This window comes from Capnocytophaga sp. oral taxon 332 str. F0381 (genome assembly GCF_000318275.2).
Taxonomy (GTDB): domain Bacteria; phylum Bacteroidota; class Bacteroidia; order Flavobacteriales; family Flavobacteriaceae; genus Capnocytophaga; species Capnocytophaga bilenii.
Window position 1 is genome coordinate 27,647 of record NZ_KB291318.1, and the last position, 17,362, is coordinate 45,008.

The 17,362-nt window shown below is 37.6% G+C and carries 15 protein-coding genes; 12 read left to right on the forward strand and 3 right to left on the reverse strand.

Annotated features, from left to right (window positions below; all coding sequences use genetic code 11):
• Positions 1–7: 7 nt before the first annotated feature.
• The 12 genes from HMPREF9075_RS07530 (at position 8) to HMPREF9075_RS07585 (ending at position 13,064) form a co-directional block, all read left to right on the forward strand.
• On the forward strand, positions 8–529 hold the full coding sequence (locus HMPREF9075_RS07530; RefSeq protein WP_009415919.1) for a hypothetical protein: 522 nt from the start codon (positions 8–10) through the stop codon (positions 527–529).
• 68 nt (positions 530–597) lie between these two features.
• Entirely contained in the window at positions 598–1,857 is a 1,260-nt protein-coding gene (locus HMPREF9075_RS07535; RefSeq protein WP_009415920.1) for a dihydroorotase family protein, read from the forward strand.
• A gap of 7 nt (positions 1,858–1,864) precedes the next feature.
• On the forward strand, positions 1,865–2,527 hold the full coding sequence (locus HMPREF9075_RS07540; RefSeq protein ID WP_009415921.1) for an alpha/beta hydrolase: 663 nt from the start codon (positions 1,865–1,867) through the stop codon (positions 2,525–2,527).
• Between the two features lie 2 nt (positions 2,528–2,529).
• Positions 2,530–3,435: an ion transporter gene (locus HMPREF9075_RS07545; RefSeq protein WP_009415922.1), complete on the forward strand. Its 906-nt coding sequence runs from the start codon at positions 2,530–2,532 to the stop codon at positions 3,433–3,435.
• Complete coding sequence (miaA, locus tag HMPREF9075_RS07550; protein ID WP_009415923.1) at positions 3,419–4,318, forward strand: tRNA (adenosine(37)-N6)-dimethylallyltransferase MiaA; 900 nt, start codon at positions 3,419–3,421, stop codon at positions 4,316–4,318. The genes HMPREF9075_RS07545 and miaA overlap by 17 nt, the downstream gene beginning before the upstream one ends.
• Positions 4,319–4,383: 65 nt before the next feature.
• Positions 4,384–4,911 carry an NUDIX domain-containing protein gene (locus tag HMPREF9075_RS07555; protein WP_009415924.1) on the forward strand — a complete coding sequence of 176 codons (528 nt, stop codon included), beginning with the start codon at positions 4,384–4,386 and terminating at the stop codon, positions 4,909–4,911.
• A gap of 69 nt (positions 4,912–4,980) precedes the next feature.
• Positions 4,981–7,392 carry an RND family transporter gene (locus tag HMPREF9075_RS07560; RefSeq protein WP_009415925.1) on the forward strand — a complete coding sequence of 804 codons (2,412 nt, stop codon included), beginning with the start codon at positions 4,981–4,983 and terminating at the stop codon, positions 7,390–7,392.
• Between the two features lie 12 nt (positions 7,393–7,404).
• The gene (locus tag HMPREF9075_RS07565; RefSeq protein ID WP_009415926.1) at positions 7,405–8,679 is read left to right on the forward strand and encodes an NAD(P)/FAD-dependent oxidoreductase; all 1,275 of its coding nucleotides are present in this window, start codon (positions 7,405–7,407) and stop codon (positions 8,677–8,679) included.
• 12 nt (positions 8,680–8,691) lie between these two features.
• The gene (locus HMPREF9075_RS07570) at positions 8,692–9,816 is read left to right on the forward strand and encodes a methylmalonyl-CoA mutase family protein (protein WP_009415927.1); all 1,125 of its coding nucleotides are present in this window, start codon (positions 8,692–8,694) and stop codon (positions 9,814–9,816) included.
• Positions 9,773–10,243: a hypothetical protein gene (locus HMPREF9075_RS07575; RefSeq protein WP_034557174.1), complete on the forward strand. Its 471-nt coding sequence runs from the start codon at positions 9,773–9,775 to the stop codon at positions 10,241–10,243. The genes HMPREF9075_RS07570 and HMPREF9075_RS07575 overlap by 44 nt, the downstream gene beginning before the upstream one ends.
• Positions 10,244–10,422: 179 nt before the next feature.
• Complete coding sequence (pdhA, locus tag HMPREF9075_RS07580) at positions 10,423–11,421, forward strand: pyruvate dehydrogenase (acetyl-transferring) E1 component subunit alpha (protein ID WP_009415929.1); 999 nt, start codon at positions 10,423–10,425, stop codon at positions 11,419–11,421.
• A 35-nt stretch (positions 11,422–11,456) separates the two neighbouring features.
• On the forward strand, positions 11,457–13,064 hold the full coding sequence (locus HMPREF9075_RS07585; RefSeq protein WP_009415930.1) for a pyruvate dehydrogenase complex dihydrolipoamide acetyltransferase: 1,608 nt from the start codon (positions 11,457–11,459) through the stop codon (positions 13,062–13,064).
• A 65-nt stretch (positions 13,065–13,129) separates the two neighbouring features.
• On the opposite strand, the gene HMPREF9075_RS07590 is transcribed toward HMPREF9075_RS07585, so the two are convergent.
• From HMPREF9075_RS07590 to HMPREF9075_RS07600, 3 genes are all read right to left on the reverse strand, one after another.
• Positions 13,130–14,098, reverse strand: a complete 969-nt coding sequence (locus HMPREF9075_RS07590; protein WP_009415931.1) for a polyprenyl synthetase family protein — start codon at positions 14,096–14,098, stop codon at positions 13,130–13,132.
• Between the two features lie 91 nt (positions 14,099–14,189).
• Entirely contained in the window at positions 14,190–15,587 is a 1,398-nt protein-coding gene (lpdA, locus tag HMPREF9075_RS07595) for a dihydrolipoyl dehydrogenase (RefSeq protein WP_009415932.1), read from the reverse strand.
• A gap of 157 nt (positions 15,588–15,744) precedes the next feature.
• Positions 15,745–17,361 carry a DKNYY domain-containing protein gene (locus tag HMPREF9075_RS07600; RefSeq protein WP_009415933.1) on the reverse strand — a complete coding sequence of 539 codons (1,617 nt, stop codon included), beginning with the start codon at positions 17,359–17,361 and terminating at the stop codon, positions 15,745–15,747.
• Position 17,362: the final 1 nt, after the last annotated feature.

Consider the following 17,362-nt stretch of genomic DNA (forward strand, 5'->3'; position numbering starts at 1 on the left):
TTTAGTTATGACAAATCAGATTATTACGCTGGTAATGTATTGTATTCCTGCTATAATAGTGGGAGCGGTGGCATTCTATTTTTTTAGGATACACATAGAGAATGAAGACCGCAAACGGTTGTTTTTGTTGCAACAAGAGGCGCACAAATACGCTTTGCCTATCAGGTTGCAAGCCTATGAGCGAATGACGCTTTTTTTGGAGCGTATAAGTCCGCAGCAGTTGTTTTTGCGGATTCCTCCTCGAACATTATCAAAGAAGGAATACGAGATGCTGTTGGTGAATAGTATAGATGAAGAATTTGAGCACAATTTGGCACAACAAATTTACTTAACGCCTAAATTGTGGAATATTATACGTACTGCCAAAGCAGCTACAATACAAGTAATAAGGAAGGCAGCTTATAATAATGAGGTGGCTGATGCGAATGCTATGGTAGAGACTGTTTTTAAGGAGTACATAGATAGGAGTACGCCCACAGCGAGTGCGCTTAGCCATTTGAAAGACGAAGTTCGTCAGTTTTTAAGATAATATATAGTATATAGAGGTTGTTCTTGATAGGACGACCTCTTTAATTGTGGATTATTAATTTTTTTCTTATGAAAATACTTTTAAAGTCAGCACATATTATTGATAAAGAGAGTGCTTTTCATAATACTATCAAGGATATATTGATTGAAGATGGAGTAATAAGACAGATAGGAGAAGCATTAGGAACGATAGAGGCTGATAGTGTAATTGAAAATATATTTGTTTCGCAGGGCTGGACAGATAGCAGTGTGTGCTTTGGGGAGCCAGGTTATGAGGAACGAGAAACTTTGGCTAATGGAATGCGTACTGCGGAAAGGAGTGGTTTTACACACGTGCTGGTAAATCCGCTAACGCATCCTGTAGTGGATAGCCAATCGGGGGTGGTGTATATAAAGGATAAAACACGAGGTTTTGCAGCTACGGCACACCCTATAGGAGCTTTGACGGTGGAGAGCAAAGGCGATTATCTTGCGGAGCTTTACGATATGCAACAAGGAGGAGCTGTGGCTTTTGGCGATTATAAAAAGCCAATAGCTAATAGCAATTTGCTGAAGATTGCCTTACAATATGTGCAGCCATTTGGAGGTTTGGTTATCTCATTTGCCAATGATACTAAAATAATGGGTAAAGGGGTGGTGCACGAGCATAAAGAGAGTACGCGCTTAGGGCTAAAAGGGATACCCCCTTTGGCAGAAGAACTATGTGTAGCGCGTGATTTGGCTATATTGGAATATACGGGGGGAAAGCTGCATATTCCTACGATTTCAACCCAGCAATCGGTAGCACTTATTAGGGAAGCTAAAAAGAAAGGATTGGATGTGAGTTGTAGTGTAGCCCTTGCTAACTTGCATTTGACAGATGAGGTACTTGAAGATTTTGACACGAACTATAAAGTATTGCCACCATTGCGTGATGCTGCTACTGTAGCGGCTTTGAGAGCAGCACTAAATGAGGGAGTGATAGACTTTGTAACTTCTGACCATAACCCTTTAGACATAGAATTAAAATTTAAAGAATTTGATTTGGCTGCTTTTGGCACTATAGGGTTGGAAAATATGTGGGGGATATTGAGCAAGTATGTTTCGGTGGAAAAAGCAGTAGAATTACTTACAGCTGCCAGAAAGCGTTTTGCTATAGAAACACACCCTATAAAAGAAAATGGAATAGCTGACCTTACTATTTTTAGAACAGAAGGTACGCATATTTTTAGAAAAGAAGATATACTTTCAGCTTCAAAAAACAGTGCTTTTATAGGTGCTGAGCATCAAGGAAGTGTAGTGGGTGTAATAGCAAACAATAAGGTGATAATAAAAGAAAACAACGCATAAAGAAACTATGAATGCAAATAAAAAATTACCATTGGAGTACATTCTTAGAGAACCGTTATTGAAAGTGGAACTACCGCCAGTTATTTTTATGATACACGGTTATGGTAGCAACGAAGAAGATCTTTTCTCGTTTGCAAATGCTTTGCCGCCAGAATATATGATTATTTCTTTTAGAGCACCTTATCATTTGGCTACTTTTGGTTATGCGTGGTATATGATTAACTTTGATGCAGACCAAAATAAATGGAGTGATAACCAACAAGCGATAGAGTCGCGAGATTTGATTATGCACGCTATAGAGGAGGCTTGCAAGGTATATAAGCTGGATACTAACGATATTACTTTGCTCGGTTTTAGCCAAGGAAGTATATTGAGTATGGCAATAGTTCTTTCATATCCTAATAAAATACGCAATGTAATTGCACTGAGTGGTTATTTAAACGAAGAACTTATAAAAGAGGGTTACGAAAAGCAAGATCATACAGGGGTACGCATTTATGTATCGCACGGCACGAGCGACCAAGTAATACCTGTGGAATGGGCGAGGAAAACACCCGAAATATTAGCGCGATTAGGAATAAAATACAAATACGAGGAATATCCTGTAGGGCACGGTGTATCGCCTCAAAACTTTTATTCATTTCGAGATTGGCTTACAAACAAGGATTAGCAATGATTAAGAAAGAGTTTAAAGAGAAGTATGAACTTTTCAAGCGGCTGGCTTACGTGATTATTTATGGAACTAATACACGCTTAGGCAGGCTTTTTGACCTTGTGCTTTTGGCACTAATAACCGTTAGTGTGATAATGGTGATGCTTGAAACCGTAAAAGGCATAGACCATCGCTTGCACGGATTATTAGTTTTTATGGAGTGGATTATTACTGTTTTTTTTACAATAGAATATATACTTCGTATCATTAGCAATAAAAAACCATATCGCTATATCTTCAGTATGTATGGTATCATTGATTTGATATCCATATTGCCAATGTATCTATCATTTATAACCCCCTATACGAAAGCTATCTCGGTAGTACGAGCATTGCGTTTGTTGCGTATTTTCCGTATTCTTGATTTGGTAACTTTTATGAACCAAGGGGAAGAACTGAAAATGGCACTTAGGGCAAGCCGTAATAAGATTATAGTTTTTGTATACTTTGTATTGGTAATTTCTATATTATTAGGTTCCTTGATGTACGTTATAGAAAAACACCAAAATGGCTTTACAAGTATACCGCGCAGTATTTATTGGTGTATAGTAACCCTTACTACAGTGGGTTATGGCGATATATCGCCTTCTACCACTTTGGGACAGCTGGTAGCAGCAGTAGTAATGATATTAGGTTATGGTATTATAGCGGTGCCTACAGGTATTGTAACGGCTGAATATACAAAAGTATCGCGAGCTAATATTTTGAAGGAAGAAGAAATGAACTACCGTGAGGAAATAGCACAACGAGAAAAGAAGATAATTTGCAATCATTGTGGTAATACGCAACATTTGCCTGATGCGAAATATTGTTCGGAGTGTGGACATTTATTAATAGAAAAAAGAATAGATGCAGCCCAAACGTAAAACATTACTAACCATAGTGGGACCTACTGCTATAGGAAAAACACGTATGGCAATAGCTCTTGCTACTCACTTTGGCACAGAAATACTATCGTGTGATTCACGTCAGTTTTTTAAGGAATTGCGTATAGGTACGGCTGTTCCTTCGGCAGAAGAGCTAATGGCAGCGCCTCATCATTTTATACAACACAAGAGTATTTTTGAAAGTTATTCGGTGGGAGATTTTGAGCGTGATGTGATAGCATTGTTAGATAAATTGTTCAAAAAACACGATGTAGTAGTGATGGTGGGCGGTAGTGGCTTATATGCCAAAGCAATTATTGATGGTTTGGACGATTTTCCCGAAGTAGATGAAGTAATTAGGCAGGAACTGAACGAGGCTTATGCACAAAAAGGCATTGAGTACTTGCAAGAGCTGCTAAAAACTTTAGATGAGGTGCAATATAACCAAATGGACGTACAAAATCCTCAGCGACTTATCAGGGCACTTGAGGTGTGTAGAGCTTCGGGGAAGCCTTATTCTTCATTCTTGCAAAGAAAGGAGAAGCAGCGGGATTTTACAAGTGTGCAAATAGGACTTACCGCAGATAGAACAGAAGTGTATGAACGTATCAATAAGCGTGTGGATATGATGCTTGAAGAAGGACTACTGATAGAAGCGCAAGATATGATGCCCTATAAACACCTGAATGCGCTACAAACTGTAGGATATAAAGAATTGTTCCCTTTTTTTGAAGGAGAGTGCAGTTTTGAGGCAGCCATAGAAGCAATAAAAATGAACACACGCCGTTTTGCAAAGCGTCAATTTACGTGGTTTCAGAAAGATAAACGAATTAAATGGTTTGATTATAGAAGTTCATTAGAAGAAGTAGTGCTTGGTATTTAGTGCTTTTCTTTTTTGCCGTTTGGCGATGACAAACTAAATAATAGATAAAAAATATAAATAAGAGTATGAAAAGTATTTTTAAATATTGCCCCAATTGTGCTTCTACAGATATAGAGTTTCCTAACAATGTGCGTTTTGAGTGTCACAATTGTGGTTTTACCTATTTTCACAATATAGCAGCTGCGGTAGCAGTAGTTTTTAAACAAGGTGATAAGATACTTTTTACAGTACGAAATATAGACCCTGACAAAGGGAAATTAGACCTGCCAGGTGGTTTTATAGATCCTAATGAAACAGCTCAAGAGGCTGCTTGTCGCGAAGTGAGAGAAGAGTTGGGCATAGAGGTTGTACCATCGCAAATGCGCTTTCTTACAACCTTTCCTAATAACTATCTATACAAAGAAGTGCCTTACAGAACAATGGATATGTTTTTTTTATGTGAATTACCTACTACACAACTATCTATAACAGCTCCTGATGAAATAAAATCTCTTGAGTGGTTTCCTATAGCTGAAATCCCAGTTGATAAGATAGGATTTTTATCTATAAGAACTGTAACAGAGATGATTATCAATAAAGAATTGGCAATCTAAAAAAAATAATTATTGATAATTAAACATTATTTTGTACCTTTGCTGCCTGAATATAAAAATAATTTGTAAATGTTTAAATGGGTTAAAGCAGCTTTTTGGAGTAATATTGCAGGTTTAATTTTGCGCAATAGAATTACATTTTTGCTACTTTTGGCTGCCATTACAATAGGTTTGGCATCGCAGTGGAAGTATATACGCTTCACTTTTACAGAAGCAAATATGTTACCAGATGATCACCCTGTAAATATGCAGTACAAAAATTTTCTTTCTAAATTTGGTGAAGAAGGAAACCTTATATTGCTGGCACTTGATGATCCTAATATTTATACTCCCGATGTATTGAATAAATGGATAGCACTTAGCAAAGAACTAAAACAGTTTAAGCAAATAGATGCTGTAATATCTATTGATAATTTGCCAATATTGGTAAAAGATACGGCTACACAGCGTTTTATTACCCATAAATTCATTACAAAAGAGATTAAAACACAAGCAGAAGCTGATAGCTTGCGACAAGTACTCTCTGAACGTCTTCCTTTTTACGAAAATCTTATTTACAACAAAGCGACCAATACACTGCAAACAGCGGTGTATATGAATAAAAAAATCGTCAATACGAAAGCCCGCAAGGATTTTATACTGAATGATTTTATACCTATTATTGAAAAGTTTGAGCAACAAACAGGGCTAAAGGTACACACTTCGGGGATGCCTTATATACGTACGCTTAGTGCTCAAAATATTATGGACGAAATAGGGCTTTTTATCATTGCGGCACTTATTTCTACATCATTAATCTTCTTCTTTTTCTTCCGTTCATTTAGGGCTATGCTCATCTCGCTGGGAGTTGTATCAATAGCAGTAATGTGGGTATTTGGTTTTCTAGGTCTTTTTGATTATGAAATTACGATACTTACGGGATTAATACCTCCTTTAGTAATTGTAATTGGTATTCCTAATTGTGTATTTTTGATTAATAAATACCAACAAGAAATCAGCAAACACGGTAATCAGGCAAAATCGTTGGTTAGGGTGATAGGCAATGTGGGTAATGTTACCCTACTTACGAACCTTACTACGGCAATAGGCTTTGCTACTTTTATTTTTACAGAAAGTACCTTGCTGAAACAATTTGGTATTATTGCCTCTATCAACGTGTTATCTATATTTTTTATATCGCTGTTGTTTATTCCTATTGTATATAGTTATTTGCCTATACCTAAAGAGAAACACTTGCGACACTTACATCGCAATTGGATAGGAGGCTTGATTAAATTTATAGAAAATACGGTGAAACATCACAGAATAGCTGTATTTGTGGTGGCAATAGGCTTGCTTGTGGCAAGTATTATAGGTATCTACAAAATAAAAGTATCGGGTAGTTTGATAGAGGATATGCCTAAATCGGCAGCTTTTTTTGATGATATTTCGTTTTTTGAGAAGAATTATGGGGGTATTATGCCTTTGGAAATTACTATTGATACGAAGCAAAAAAACGGAGTTACCAAGTTGGCAAACTTAAAGCGCATAGATGAGCTTTGCAGTCATATAGAGGAAATACCTGAAATATCTAAACCTCTTTCAATAGTAAACTTGGTGAAATATGTGAAGCAGGCGTACTATAATGGTAATCCTAAATATTACAGTTTGCCCACTTCGCAAGAACAGACTTTTATACTTTCTTATATAAAGAATTCTAAGGGCAAAGCCAATATGCTTTCGGCTTATGTGGATTCGTTGGGGCAAACAGCGCGTATTACTACTTTTATGAAGGACATAGGCACAGAAAAGATGCAACAAATAGAGGAGGATATTTATAATAAGGCACAAAAACTATTTCCGAGTGATAAATATGAGGTAAAAATTACGGGTAAGGCTTATTTATTTACCAAAGGGACGAATTATTTGGCGAGCAATTTGATTTGGTCATTGGCATTAGCTATATTGCTTATTGCAACGATAATGGCATATATGTTTAGATCGTTTAAAATGATAGTGGTTTCGCTGATACCCAACTTGCTGCCACTGCTCATTACAGCAGGCTTAATGGGGTATTTGGGTATTCCACTTAAACCTTCTACTATATTGGTTTTCAGTATAGCTTTTGGTATTTCGGTAGATGATACGATACACTTTTTGGCAAAATATCGTTTGGAACTGGTGGCGCGTAATTGGAAAATTAGTAAATCGGTATATGGGGCGTTGCGAGAAACGGGTATAAGTATGTTTTATACTTCTGTAGTATTACTTTCTGGATTTTCGGTATTTTTATTGTCAAGTTTTGGAGGTACGAAGGCTCTTGGAGGTTTAATATCGGCAACTTTACTATTTGCAATGATGACGAATTTGATATTATTGCCAAGTTTATTGCTTTCGTTGGAACGCTCACTATCAAACAAACAGACTATTAAGGAACCTAATATAGATATTTTTCCAAAAGAAGAAGAGGAAGCACAAGAACAAGATAAAAAAGAAAACTAAATTAGAAATCTTATGGAAAATAAGAAACACGTAGTGATTGTGGGCGGTGGATTTGCAGGTTTGCAATTGATGAAAGGACTTGACCGCTCGGATAAATACAAAATTACTTTGGTGGATATTAATAATTATAATTTTTTTCCACCTTTACTATACCAATTGGCGGCGGGCTTTATGGAGCCTTCTTCTATTTCTTATCCTTTTAGGCGATTGCTCAGGCAGCATAAAAATGCGCGCTTTAGAATGGGGGTGCTAAAAGAGGTAGTGCCTGCTGAAAATAAAGTTATTCTTAGCAACGGAGAGCTTGGCTATGATATTTTGGTAATGGCAACGGGTGCGGAGTCTAATTTCTTTGGCAATAAGAATGTAGAAGAGAAGGCGATGCCGATGAAGACGGTGGGTGATGCGCTGATGTTGCGCAATTTGGTATACACGCGATTGGAACGTGCAACACGAACAGACGATAAAGAAGTGCGCCGCAAGCTGCTTTCATTTGCTATAGCAGGTGCGGGACCTACAGGGGTGGAACTTTCGGGTATTTTTGCTGAAATGAAGCAAAATATTATGAAAAAAGATTACCCTGAATTGAGCCAATCGGATTTGGGGGATATTTACCTTATAGATGGGCAAAAAACGGTGCTTGCTCCTATGTCAAAAAAAGCTCAAGAATATACCGAGAAAGCCCTTTTGAAAAAGGGAGTAAAACTGAAAATGGGGGTATTCGTAAAGGATTTTGTGAATGATGAGGTTGTACTTTCGGACGGGACTATACTGGAAGCACGTAACTTGATATGGGCAGCAGGGGTATCGGCAAAAACCTTTAAAGGGATAGACGATAAGGAATATTTGGGACGCGGCAAACGTATGAAGACTGATGCGTATAACAAAATGGAAGGTTTTGATAATATTTATGCTATAGGCGACTCGTGCATTATGACTGCTGACCCTAATTATCCTGAAGGACACCCTCAGCTAGCGCAAGTAGCAATACAACAGGCTGATAACCTAGTTGCTAATATGAATAACGACTTTCAAAAACCTAAACCTTTTAGCTATGTAGATAAAGGTTCTATGGCTATTATAGGACGAAACGAAGCTGTAGCTGATTTGCCTAAAAATATTTTTATTAAAGGTTTTTGGGCGTGGGCTATTTGGGCGTTTATTCATATAATGTCGTTAGTGAATTTTAGAAATAAGATGCGTGCTTTTTATAATTGGGTGGGTTACTACATTAGCAAAGACCAATCATACCGAATGGTACTAAAACCTAACGAAAAAGCGAAGGGATAAGGCTAAAAACTGATGGACATAGCAGTAAAACAATGGAAACAAGCTTTGCAATACGAATTGCAGGGGGAGGATTATCAGTCGCTGGTATATACCTCGCACGAGGGTATTCCTATACTGCCATTTTATACTGCTGAAAATGTGAAGGAATCTTTTGGAGTAGGGGTAAAGACGCAAGTAATGATACCGCTATTTGTACGAGATAAGGAGCTTACTTTGGCACGTATTAGTTTATGGAAAGGTTTTTCGGTTGGTAATTTTTTGCTTGTAATACAGCAGGATACAACCCAAGCGGAGGTGTTACAATGGTTGCCTAAAGAGGCTAATTACATTTTTGCTACAAGCCTTGTAGATGTAACGGCTTACCAGAATGCAGGAGCTACCATAGTGCAACAAATTGCTTTTGCGATAGCGCAAATAACAGAAAATATAAGTGCTTTGCAAGGTAGGGGTAGGGATATTGCTATAAAAGTGGCGGTAGGAGGTAGCTTATTGTTGGAAATTGCAAAATTACGAGCTTTTAGAAGGTTACTTTCAGAGTGTTTTCCACAGCACAATATACAACTGATAGCAGAGGTCTCTAATAGAGGACTAAGTTTGCAAAAAGGGGATTACAATAGGAATTACGTGCATTTGGCTTATGAAGGAGCTGTATTGGGTGGGGTGGATTATCTGTTGCCTAAAAATCCGCTGTTTTTTAAAAAGAGCCATTTGAATATAGAAAAGGAAAATGTGGGCGTTATCAATAAATTGCTTAACAACCGACAGGCAGCACTACTTAATGGGGCTTGCGCTATTGAGGCATTGAGTTATGAAATTTATAAAAAATCATCTGAATTATTGGAACAAGTGATGAAAGCTGGAGGTTTTACTATGCTGCTTAATAGCAATAAATTGCAGCGGCAAATAAAGCAAAAGGCAGATGAGGAACAGGCGATTTTTGATAAACAATGCAATGCCTTATTGGCAGGGGGTACATTGACTTTTTACGGCAGGAAGGAGTGGGATTTTTATCCGTTTAGCAAAAGACAAGCAGAAAAAGGAGTGATAATACCACTTGTAGCGAAACGGCTTTGGGAAAAGATAGAAAAGCAATATGGACAAAAAGACGACACAAATAGCAGGACTTCCGCCTTATGAACGAGGATATGACTATATGGGGTATTTGAAGAAAATACCTGAGCTGAAGGTGGTGGAAAATATAGCGCATTTGCCTTCGTATTACTTGCCAGCGGTGGAACTTTTGGAAGAAGACCATAATAAGCAGTTGGTAATGCAATTTATGCCAAATGAGCCATATAGAATACTTTACCTACTTGATGAAAATAGGCTGTATGAAAGTATAGCGGACTTGCGAAAATTGCGTGCAATGGCAGCCACATTGGGAAAGAAGTTGCCCATAGCTTGCTGGGTAACAAGTATAGAGGCTTATTTATACGCACTTATAGCCCAGGCTGATGAGTTGCTGTGTGATGAGGCTCATAAAGAATTGGCTTCGGCAGCAAATAGGATGCTGATAGAAAATAGTTTGGTAGGGCGTAGTATAGATGTTTTTTATACTATATAGAAAAACGATACAAATAAAAAATAAAAAAAAACTTACGATTTATTTTGCTAAGTGATATTTTTTTTGCACCTTTGCAAATATTTTTAAGGTGTAGTGTTTAGAGACTACTCTATAGGCTGAAAATCAGTGGAATTAACATAAAAAAGAATAACAAATAATAGATTTTTACACATAAACGAATGAAAGAATTTGATAAAGAAGTGTACCTAAAATGGTACGAGGATATGCTTTTTTGGAGAAAGTTTGAAGATAAACTTGCGGCAGTTTATATTCAGCAAAAAGTAAGAGGTTTTTTACACTTGTATAACGGTCAGGAAGCGGTGGCAGCAGGATGTTTGCACGCTATAGATAAGACCAAAGACAAGATGATTACTTCTTATCGTTGCCACGTACAACCTATAGGGTTAGGAGTAGATCCGCGCCGTATTATGGCTGAATTGTATGGTAAGGCTACTGGTACTTCACAAGGATTAGGAGGCTCTATGCACATTTTTTCTAAAGAACATAATTTTTATGGAGGGCACGGTATTGTTGGTGGACAAATAGCATTGGGTGCAGGTTTGGCATTTGCAGACAAGTATTTTGATAGAGGAGCAGTTACCCTTACATTTATGGGTGATGGAGCTGTACGTCAAGGAGCTTTTCACGAGACACTTAACCTAGCAATGCTTTGGAAACTGCCTGTAGTTTTTATTGTGGAAAACAATCATTACGCTATGGGTACATCAGTAGAAAGAACTGCTAACCACGTGGATATTTGGAAGCTTGGTTTGGGCTACGAAATGCCTTGCCAAGAGGTAGATGGTATGCACCCAGAGCCAGTAGCGGAAGCAGTGTATGAGGCTGTAGAACGTGCACGCAGAGGCGATGGTCCTACTTTGCTTGATATTCGTACTTATCGTTATAGAGGGCACTCAATGTCGGATGCACAACACTATCGTACAAAAGAAGAGGTAGAGAAACAAAAAGAGAATGACCCTATTACTAATGTACTAAAAGTGATAAAAGAAAAGGGTTATGCTACTGATGCAGAATTGGACGCTATAGAAGAACGCGTAAAAGAACACGTAGCAGAGTGTGAGAAGTTTGCAGAAGAATCACCTTATCCAGAAAAACACGTGATGTATGACGTTGTTTATGCTGAACCAAACTATCCATTCTTGCCTAGCAGATTGTAAAATAGAGATAAACACTAATAAAAATAACAACATAAATGGCAGAAATTATTACTATGCCACGCCTTAGCGACACTATGGAAGAAGGTGTTGTGGCAAAGTGGCTTAAAAAAGTAGGAGATAAAGTAAACGAAGGTGACATTTTAGCCGAAATAGAAACAGATAAGGCTACGATGGAGTTTGAGTCTTTTCATTCAGGGACTCTATTATATATAGGTTTGCAAGAAGGTGAAGGTGCTAAAGTAGATACTCTTTTGGCTATTATAGGTAAAGAAGGAGAGGATATTTCGGCACTTATAGGAGGTGGAGCTCCTACGGCGGCTGCTGCTGCACCTGCAGCTGAAGCAAAACCTGTAGCTGAAGTAACAAGTGCGCCTGCAGCGGCTATGCCTGCAGGTGTAGAAGTGGTTACAATGCCTCGCTTGAGCGATACTATGACTGAAGGTACTGTAGCTTCTTGGTTGAAAAAAGTGGGTGATACTGTAAAAGAAGGTGATATACTTGCTGAAATAGAAACTGATAAAGCTACTATGGAATTTGAATCTTTCCATTCAGGTACTTTATTGTATATAGGTTTGAAAGAAGGTGAAAGTGCTTCAGTAGATTCATTATTGGCGATTATAGGTCCTGCGGGTACTGATGTAAATGCGGTATTGGCAGCTTTACAAGGAGGTGGTGCTAGTGCTCCTGCTGCTGCGGCTGCACCAGCGGCTGAAAGCAAGCCAGCTGCGGCGGCTGCTCCTGCTGCTACAGCATCTAATGCTAATGATCGTGTATTTGCTTCGCCACTTGCTAAGAAAATTGCACAAGATAAAGGAATTAACTTGGCTGAGGTGAAAGGTTCTGGAGAGAATGGACGTATTGTAAGAAAAGACGTAGAAAACTTTACTCCGAGTGCTAAAGCTGCTGCTCCTGCTGCCTCATCAGCTTCTGCGGCTATACCAACAGTAATACCTGTGGGAGTGGAAGTTACTGAAGAAGTGAAGAACTCACAAATGCGTAAAACTATTGCAAAACGCTTATCAGAATCTAAATTTACTGCGCCACACTACTATTTGGCTATTGAAATAGATATGGATAATGCAATGGCATCACGAGCTCAAATAAATAGTTTGCCTGATACCAAAATATCTTTCAATGATATGGTAGTGAAAGCTTGTGCAATGGCACTTAAGAAACATCCACAAGTAAATACATCTTGGAAAGGAGATACTACAGTGTATAACAAACACGTGAATGTGGGTGTAGCTGTAGCTATTGAAGATGGTTTGGTAGTACCTGTGATTAAATTTACTGATTCATTAACTCTTACTCAAATAGGAGCTTTAGTGAAAGATTTGGCAGGAAAAGCGCGCAATAAGAAATTGACTCCTGCTGAAATGGAAGGTAGTACTTTCACAGTGTCTAACTTGGGTATGTTTGGGGTAGATGTATTTACTTCTATTATCAATCAGCCTAACTCAGCAATCTTGTCGGTAGGTGCTATTATTGAGAAACCTGTAGTGAAGAATGGACAAATAGTAGTGGGACATACTATGCAAGTAACCCTTGCTTGTGACCACCGTACTATTGACGGTGCTACTGGCGCTCAGTTCTTACAAACATTGAAAGCTTATATAGAAAATCCTGTAACTATGCTTGCATAATTAAGGAGATAAAAATAAGCCCCAAGTTACTTTGTAGTGCTTGGGGCTTTTTCTATATCCTAAACTTAAACATTACGTTCCATTAAATCTAACGAAAAATCTTTTAGGTATTGTACTTTTTCTTCTGAAATAGATAGTTTTTCTAATATACTAAGAGCATTTTTAGTGGTTTGAGCTATTGCTTCGCGTACTTGCGTTGCTGCATTTGTATCTTTGAATAGTTGTTTTACTTTGTTTATTTTTTCATTGCTTTCTTCTGTAGTGTTGTACCATTGCAATAGTTGTTTTCGCTGGTTTTCATTGGCTAATTCTAAAGCTTTTAAGTATAGTATAGTTTTCTTATTTTCAATAATATCACCTCCTATTTTTTTACCAAAATTTTCATCGCCGAAGGCATCTAAATAGTCATCTTGTAGCTGAAAAGCAAGCCCTATTTCTACTCCAAAGTCATAAATATATTGCTGATTTTTTTCTGAAGTTTCTGCTATAATAGCACCCATTTGTAAGGCAGCTCCTATTAGTACGGCAGTTTTATAGCGAATCATTTGTGTATAACGAGCAACACTTACTTCTGTTTGTGCTTCAAAGTCCATATCCCATTGTTGTCCTTCGCATACTTCTAAAGCTGTTTTAGAGAATAGTTTGGCTAATTGGGCAAATATTTCAGGAGGATAGGTTTCAAAGAGTTGGTATGCAATAATAAGCATAGCATCGCCAGAGAGTATTCCTATATTGGTATTCCATTTTTGGTGTACGGTAGGTTTGCCACGCCTGAGGGGAGCTTTATCCATAATATCATCGTGTACTAATGAAAAGTTATGGAAAACCTCAATAGCTATAGCTACATTCATTGCTTTTTGGTAGTTGCTATCAAAAAGATCAGCAGCTATGAGAGCCAATACAGGTCGCAAGCGTTTGCCACCAAGTTGCAGTATATATTGGATAGGCTCATATAAATTGCGAGGCTCTTTGAGTGTAATTGCAGTGTTAAGATGCTTTAAAAAAGCTTCACGGTAATAATCAACGGAGTACATTAAAAAGAATTGTTTATTAAAAAACTCCAAACAAGTAAGAGTATCTTATATGTTTGGAGTTTTCAGTTTATGAAATAGATGAATTAAAATATTAAATGTCAATAGCCTCACCATAAGCTGCAGCTACAGCCTCTTTTACGCCTTCACTCATTGTAGGGTGAGGGTGAACAGCTTTGATGATTTCGTGTCCTGTAGTTTCTAATTTACGAGCTACTACAGCTTCAGCAATCATATCAGTAACACCTGTACCAATCATATGGCAGCCTAACCATTCGCCGTATTTAGCATCAAATATAACTTTGATAAACCCTTCGGTAGTACCAGCAGCATTTGCTTTACCTGATGCAGTGAATGGGAATTTACCTACTTTTATTTGGTAACCTTTTTCTTTAGCTTGTTTTTCGGTAAGACCTACTGAAGCGATTTCAGGAGTACAATAAGTACAACCAGGTATGTTACCATAGTTAAGCGGTTCTACGTGTAGTCCTTTAATTTTTTCAACACACAAGATACCTTCAGCAGAAGCAACGTGAGCCAAAGCTTGTCCAGGAACAACGTCACCAATAGCGTAGTAACCAGGAACGTTAGTTTGGTAGAACTCATTTACCAAAATCTTATCGCGCTCTGTTTTGATACCTACAGCTTCTAAGCCAATATTTTCAATATTAGTTTTAATACCTACAGCCGAAAGAAGAATGTCGGCTTCTAATACTTCCTCGCCTTTAGCAGTTTTTACGAAGGCTTTTACACCCTTGCCTGAAGTATCTACTTTAGTAACCTCAGCAGAAGTCATAATGTTGATACCAGACTTTTTGAGGCTCTTTTCTAATTGTTTAGAGATGTCTTCATCTTCTACAGGAACGATGTTAGGCATAAATTCTACGATAGTAACTTCAGTACCCATAGCGTTGTAGAAGTAAGCAAACTCAATACCGATAGCACCACTACCTACTACAATCATTTTTTTAGGTTGTTCAGGAAGAGTAAGCGCTTGGCGGTAGCCAATGATTTTCTTACCATCTTGAGGCAAAGCAGGTAATTCACGTGAGCGAGCTCCTGTGGCAATGATAATATGGTCGGCACTATATTCAGTTACTTTACCATCTTTATCTTTTACATCAATTTTTTTACCAGCTTTTAGGGTACCATACCCCATTATTACATCAATTTTGTTCTTTTTCATCAAGAACTGAACCCCCTTGCTCATAGTACCCGCTACATCACGGCTACGCTTGATAACTGCTGGGAAGTCTTTGTCAAAACTACCTTCATTTACGTTGATACCGTAATCTTTAGCGTGTTTTAAGTACTCAAATACCTGAGCTGATTTTAGTAGTGCTTTTGTAGGGATACAACCCCAATTGAGGCAAACGCCTCCAAGGTTTTCTTTTTCAACAATGGCTGTTTTAAAACCCAATTGAGAAGCGCGAATAGCGGTAACATATCCACCAGGTCCGCTTCCTAAAACAATAACATCGTATTTACTCATTTTTTCTAATTTTAATTGTCAAGTTTATAATTAGGCTACAAAGTTACAAATATTTTTTGAACAAGCATCATTATTTTCCTTTTTTAATTGTTCTTCTTTCGTATTAAAGTTATAATTATCTGAAAAATAATTCTTTATGGTGTTTATAATTTATAGCTTACAGTTCAAAATCTCCTAATTCAGTACCTAAGAAACGAATTTTAGCACCACCTCCTAATTCGGTAAGCCAATAACCATCTACGTTTTTTAGAAGATAAAAATCTGATTGAGGGTGTGTATCTCGGCTGCAACCCATACGATACCCTGTATAGATAGCCAATACCTCAAAATTTCTATTTTTTACGAGCCTATATCTACCGAAATACACATAATTTTTATCTACCAAAAAGCCATTACGCTCCTCTTTTAGGGTTGCAGCATCATACCCCTTTACCTCTTTTAAGGGCTTTCCATCTTCAGCCCAACGGTCAAAATAATACACCTTCTTAGCATCTTTGTAATAAGGATAACTCACTTCTTGGTAAACGGTTTTGCTGGGGTAGGGGTTAGGTTTGTCATAATCTTCTTGTATAACATCATTATTGTTGATTAATAATTCGTTATAGCTTATTTTTTTATCTTTCAGCTCTTGTATTTGCTTATCGGTAAGGTTATCTATAAGAGTTTTAGGGTAATGATGATACAGCTGATTTTCATACAAAACAACCCCATCTATATAAAATAGATTTTTACCATACACAGGTGGTGTGGTGTATCTGAAAGGTAGTTTTTGGCTCCAATTATAGACTCCATTCTTATCGTATTGATAATAATCTACCTCAGGGAATTCGGCAAAGGTAGCCGCATCATACATTTCTAAAGGCTCTCTGCCGTAATATACCAATTTTCCATCGGTAGCAAAACTTTTGAAAGCCTTTACATTGGGTAAATCTTCAGTAGCAATAGGCACTCTAAAGCCCTCATCTCTCACAGGGTAGTAGCTCGGGATATTATAAAGGCTGTTTTTATCTATTAAATAGTAATTGGTTAAGGTTTTAAGGGTAGGAATATCAAAATCTTCCGAATGTAATTCTGTAAAAATAGACTTAGTTTCATCGTCTTCCCACTTATACCCCAGTACATACTTAGATGTTTTGAATATCAGTGATGAAATTTGCTGTACGGGTTCCCCCTTGTAATACAAAGGTTTCCCTTTGCGATACAAGAATTTATCATCACAAATTCTGTCGTCTTCTGTGAATTTTTCGTTAATCTTATTAGGGTTTATACCCTCTATAATTTGGTCGTAGTAATACACGTGGTTTTTGTCTTTGAAATAGCAATAAGTGACAGTTTCAAAAGTAGCAGGATCGGAGATAGCAATAGGTTTGGTGCCAAAAAAAGCCTGTTTGTTGGTACGCCAATAATACCTGTCGACTCCTCGAGACCAGCCTTTAATCTCTTTGATTTCTTTACTACCAATAATCTTAAAGCCCGTAGTATCTACCTTCACCAACTTCCCTTGATAGTAAATGCCATTTTTATCTGCCGAAAAATCTTCGTCTATGACTTTAAATGTAGCCATATCGGGGTAGAACACTTTTCTAAGGTCATAATCCTGATATACTACATAGGTTTCATTCATAATGTAAACATCTCGCACATAGCGACTCGGACTCATAGTTCGCTGTACTGATAGGCTATTATCTTCTGTAGCCTTAATAACCTCTAATGGTTGCGCCTTGCAGTAGGGCAAACACCCAATGAGTAATGTAAATAATAAGAATTGTTTCATA

Excerpts from the sequence above, each read along its gene's own strand:
- HMPREF9075_RS07530 (WP_009415919.1), top strand. The coding sequence starts at position 8 with ATGACAAATCAGATTATTACGCTGGTAATGTATTGTATTCCTGCTATA.
- HMPREF9075_RS07535 (WP_009415920.1), top strand. The coding sequence starts at position 598 with ATGAAAATACTTTTAAAGTCAGCACATATTATTGATAAAGAGAGTGCT.
- HMPREF9075_RS07540 (WP_009415921.1), top strand. The coding sequence starts at position 1,865 with ATGAATGCAAATAAAAAATTACCATTGGAGTACATTCTTAGAGAACCG.
- HMPREF9075_RS07545 (WP_009415922.1), top strand. The coding sequence starts at position 2,530 with ATGATTAAGAAAGAGTTTAAAGAGAAGTATGAACTTTTCAAGCGGCTG.
- miaA (WP_009415923.1), top strand. The coding sequence starts at position 3,419 with ATGCAGCCCAAACGTAAAACATTACTAACCATAGTGGGACCTACTGCT.
- HMPREF9075_RS07555 (WP_009415924.1), top strand. The coding sequence starts at position 4,384 with ATGAAAAGTATTTTTAAATATTGCCCCAATTGTGCTTCTACAGATATA.
- HMPREF9075_RS07560 (WP_009415925.1), top strand. The coding sequence starts at position 4,981 with ATGTTTAAATGGGTTAAAGCAGCTTTTTGGAGTAATATTGCAGGTTTA.
- HMPREF9075_RS07565 (WP_009415926.1), top strand. The coding sequence starts at position 7,405 with ATGGAAAATAAGAAACACGTAGTGATTGTGGGCGGTGGATTTGCAGGT.
- HMPREF9075_RS07570 (WP_009415927.1), top strand. The coding sequence starts at position 8,692 with ATGGACATAGCAGTAAAACAATGGAAACAAGCTTTGCAATACGAATTG.
- HMPREF9075_RS07575 (WP_034557174.1), top strand. The coding sequence starts at position 9,773 with ATGGACAAAAAGACGACACAAATAGCAGGACTTCCGCCTTATGAACGA.
- pdhA (WP_009415929.1), top strand. The coding sequence starts at position 10,423 with ATGAAAGAATTTGATAAAGAAGTGTACCTAAAATGGTACGAGGATATG.
- HMPREF9075_RS07585 (WP_009415930.1), top strand. The coding sequence starts at position 11,457 with ATGGCAGAAATTATTACTATGCCACGCCTTAGCGACACTATGGAAGAA.
- HMPREF9075_RS07590 (WP_009415931.1), bottom strand. The coding sequence starts at position 14,098 with ATGTACTCCGTTGATTATTACCGTGAAGCTTTTTTAAAGCATCTTAAC.
- lpdA (WP_009415932.1), bottom strand. The coding sequence starts at position 15,587 with ATGAGTAAATACGATGTTATTGTTTTAGGAAGCGGACCTGGTGGATAT.
- HMPREF9075_RS07600 (WP_009415933.1), bottom strand. The coding sequence starts at position 17,361 with ATGAAACAATTCTTATTATTTACATTACTCATTGGGTGTTTGCCCTAC.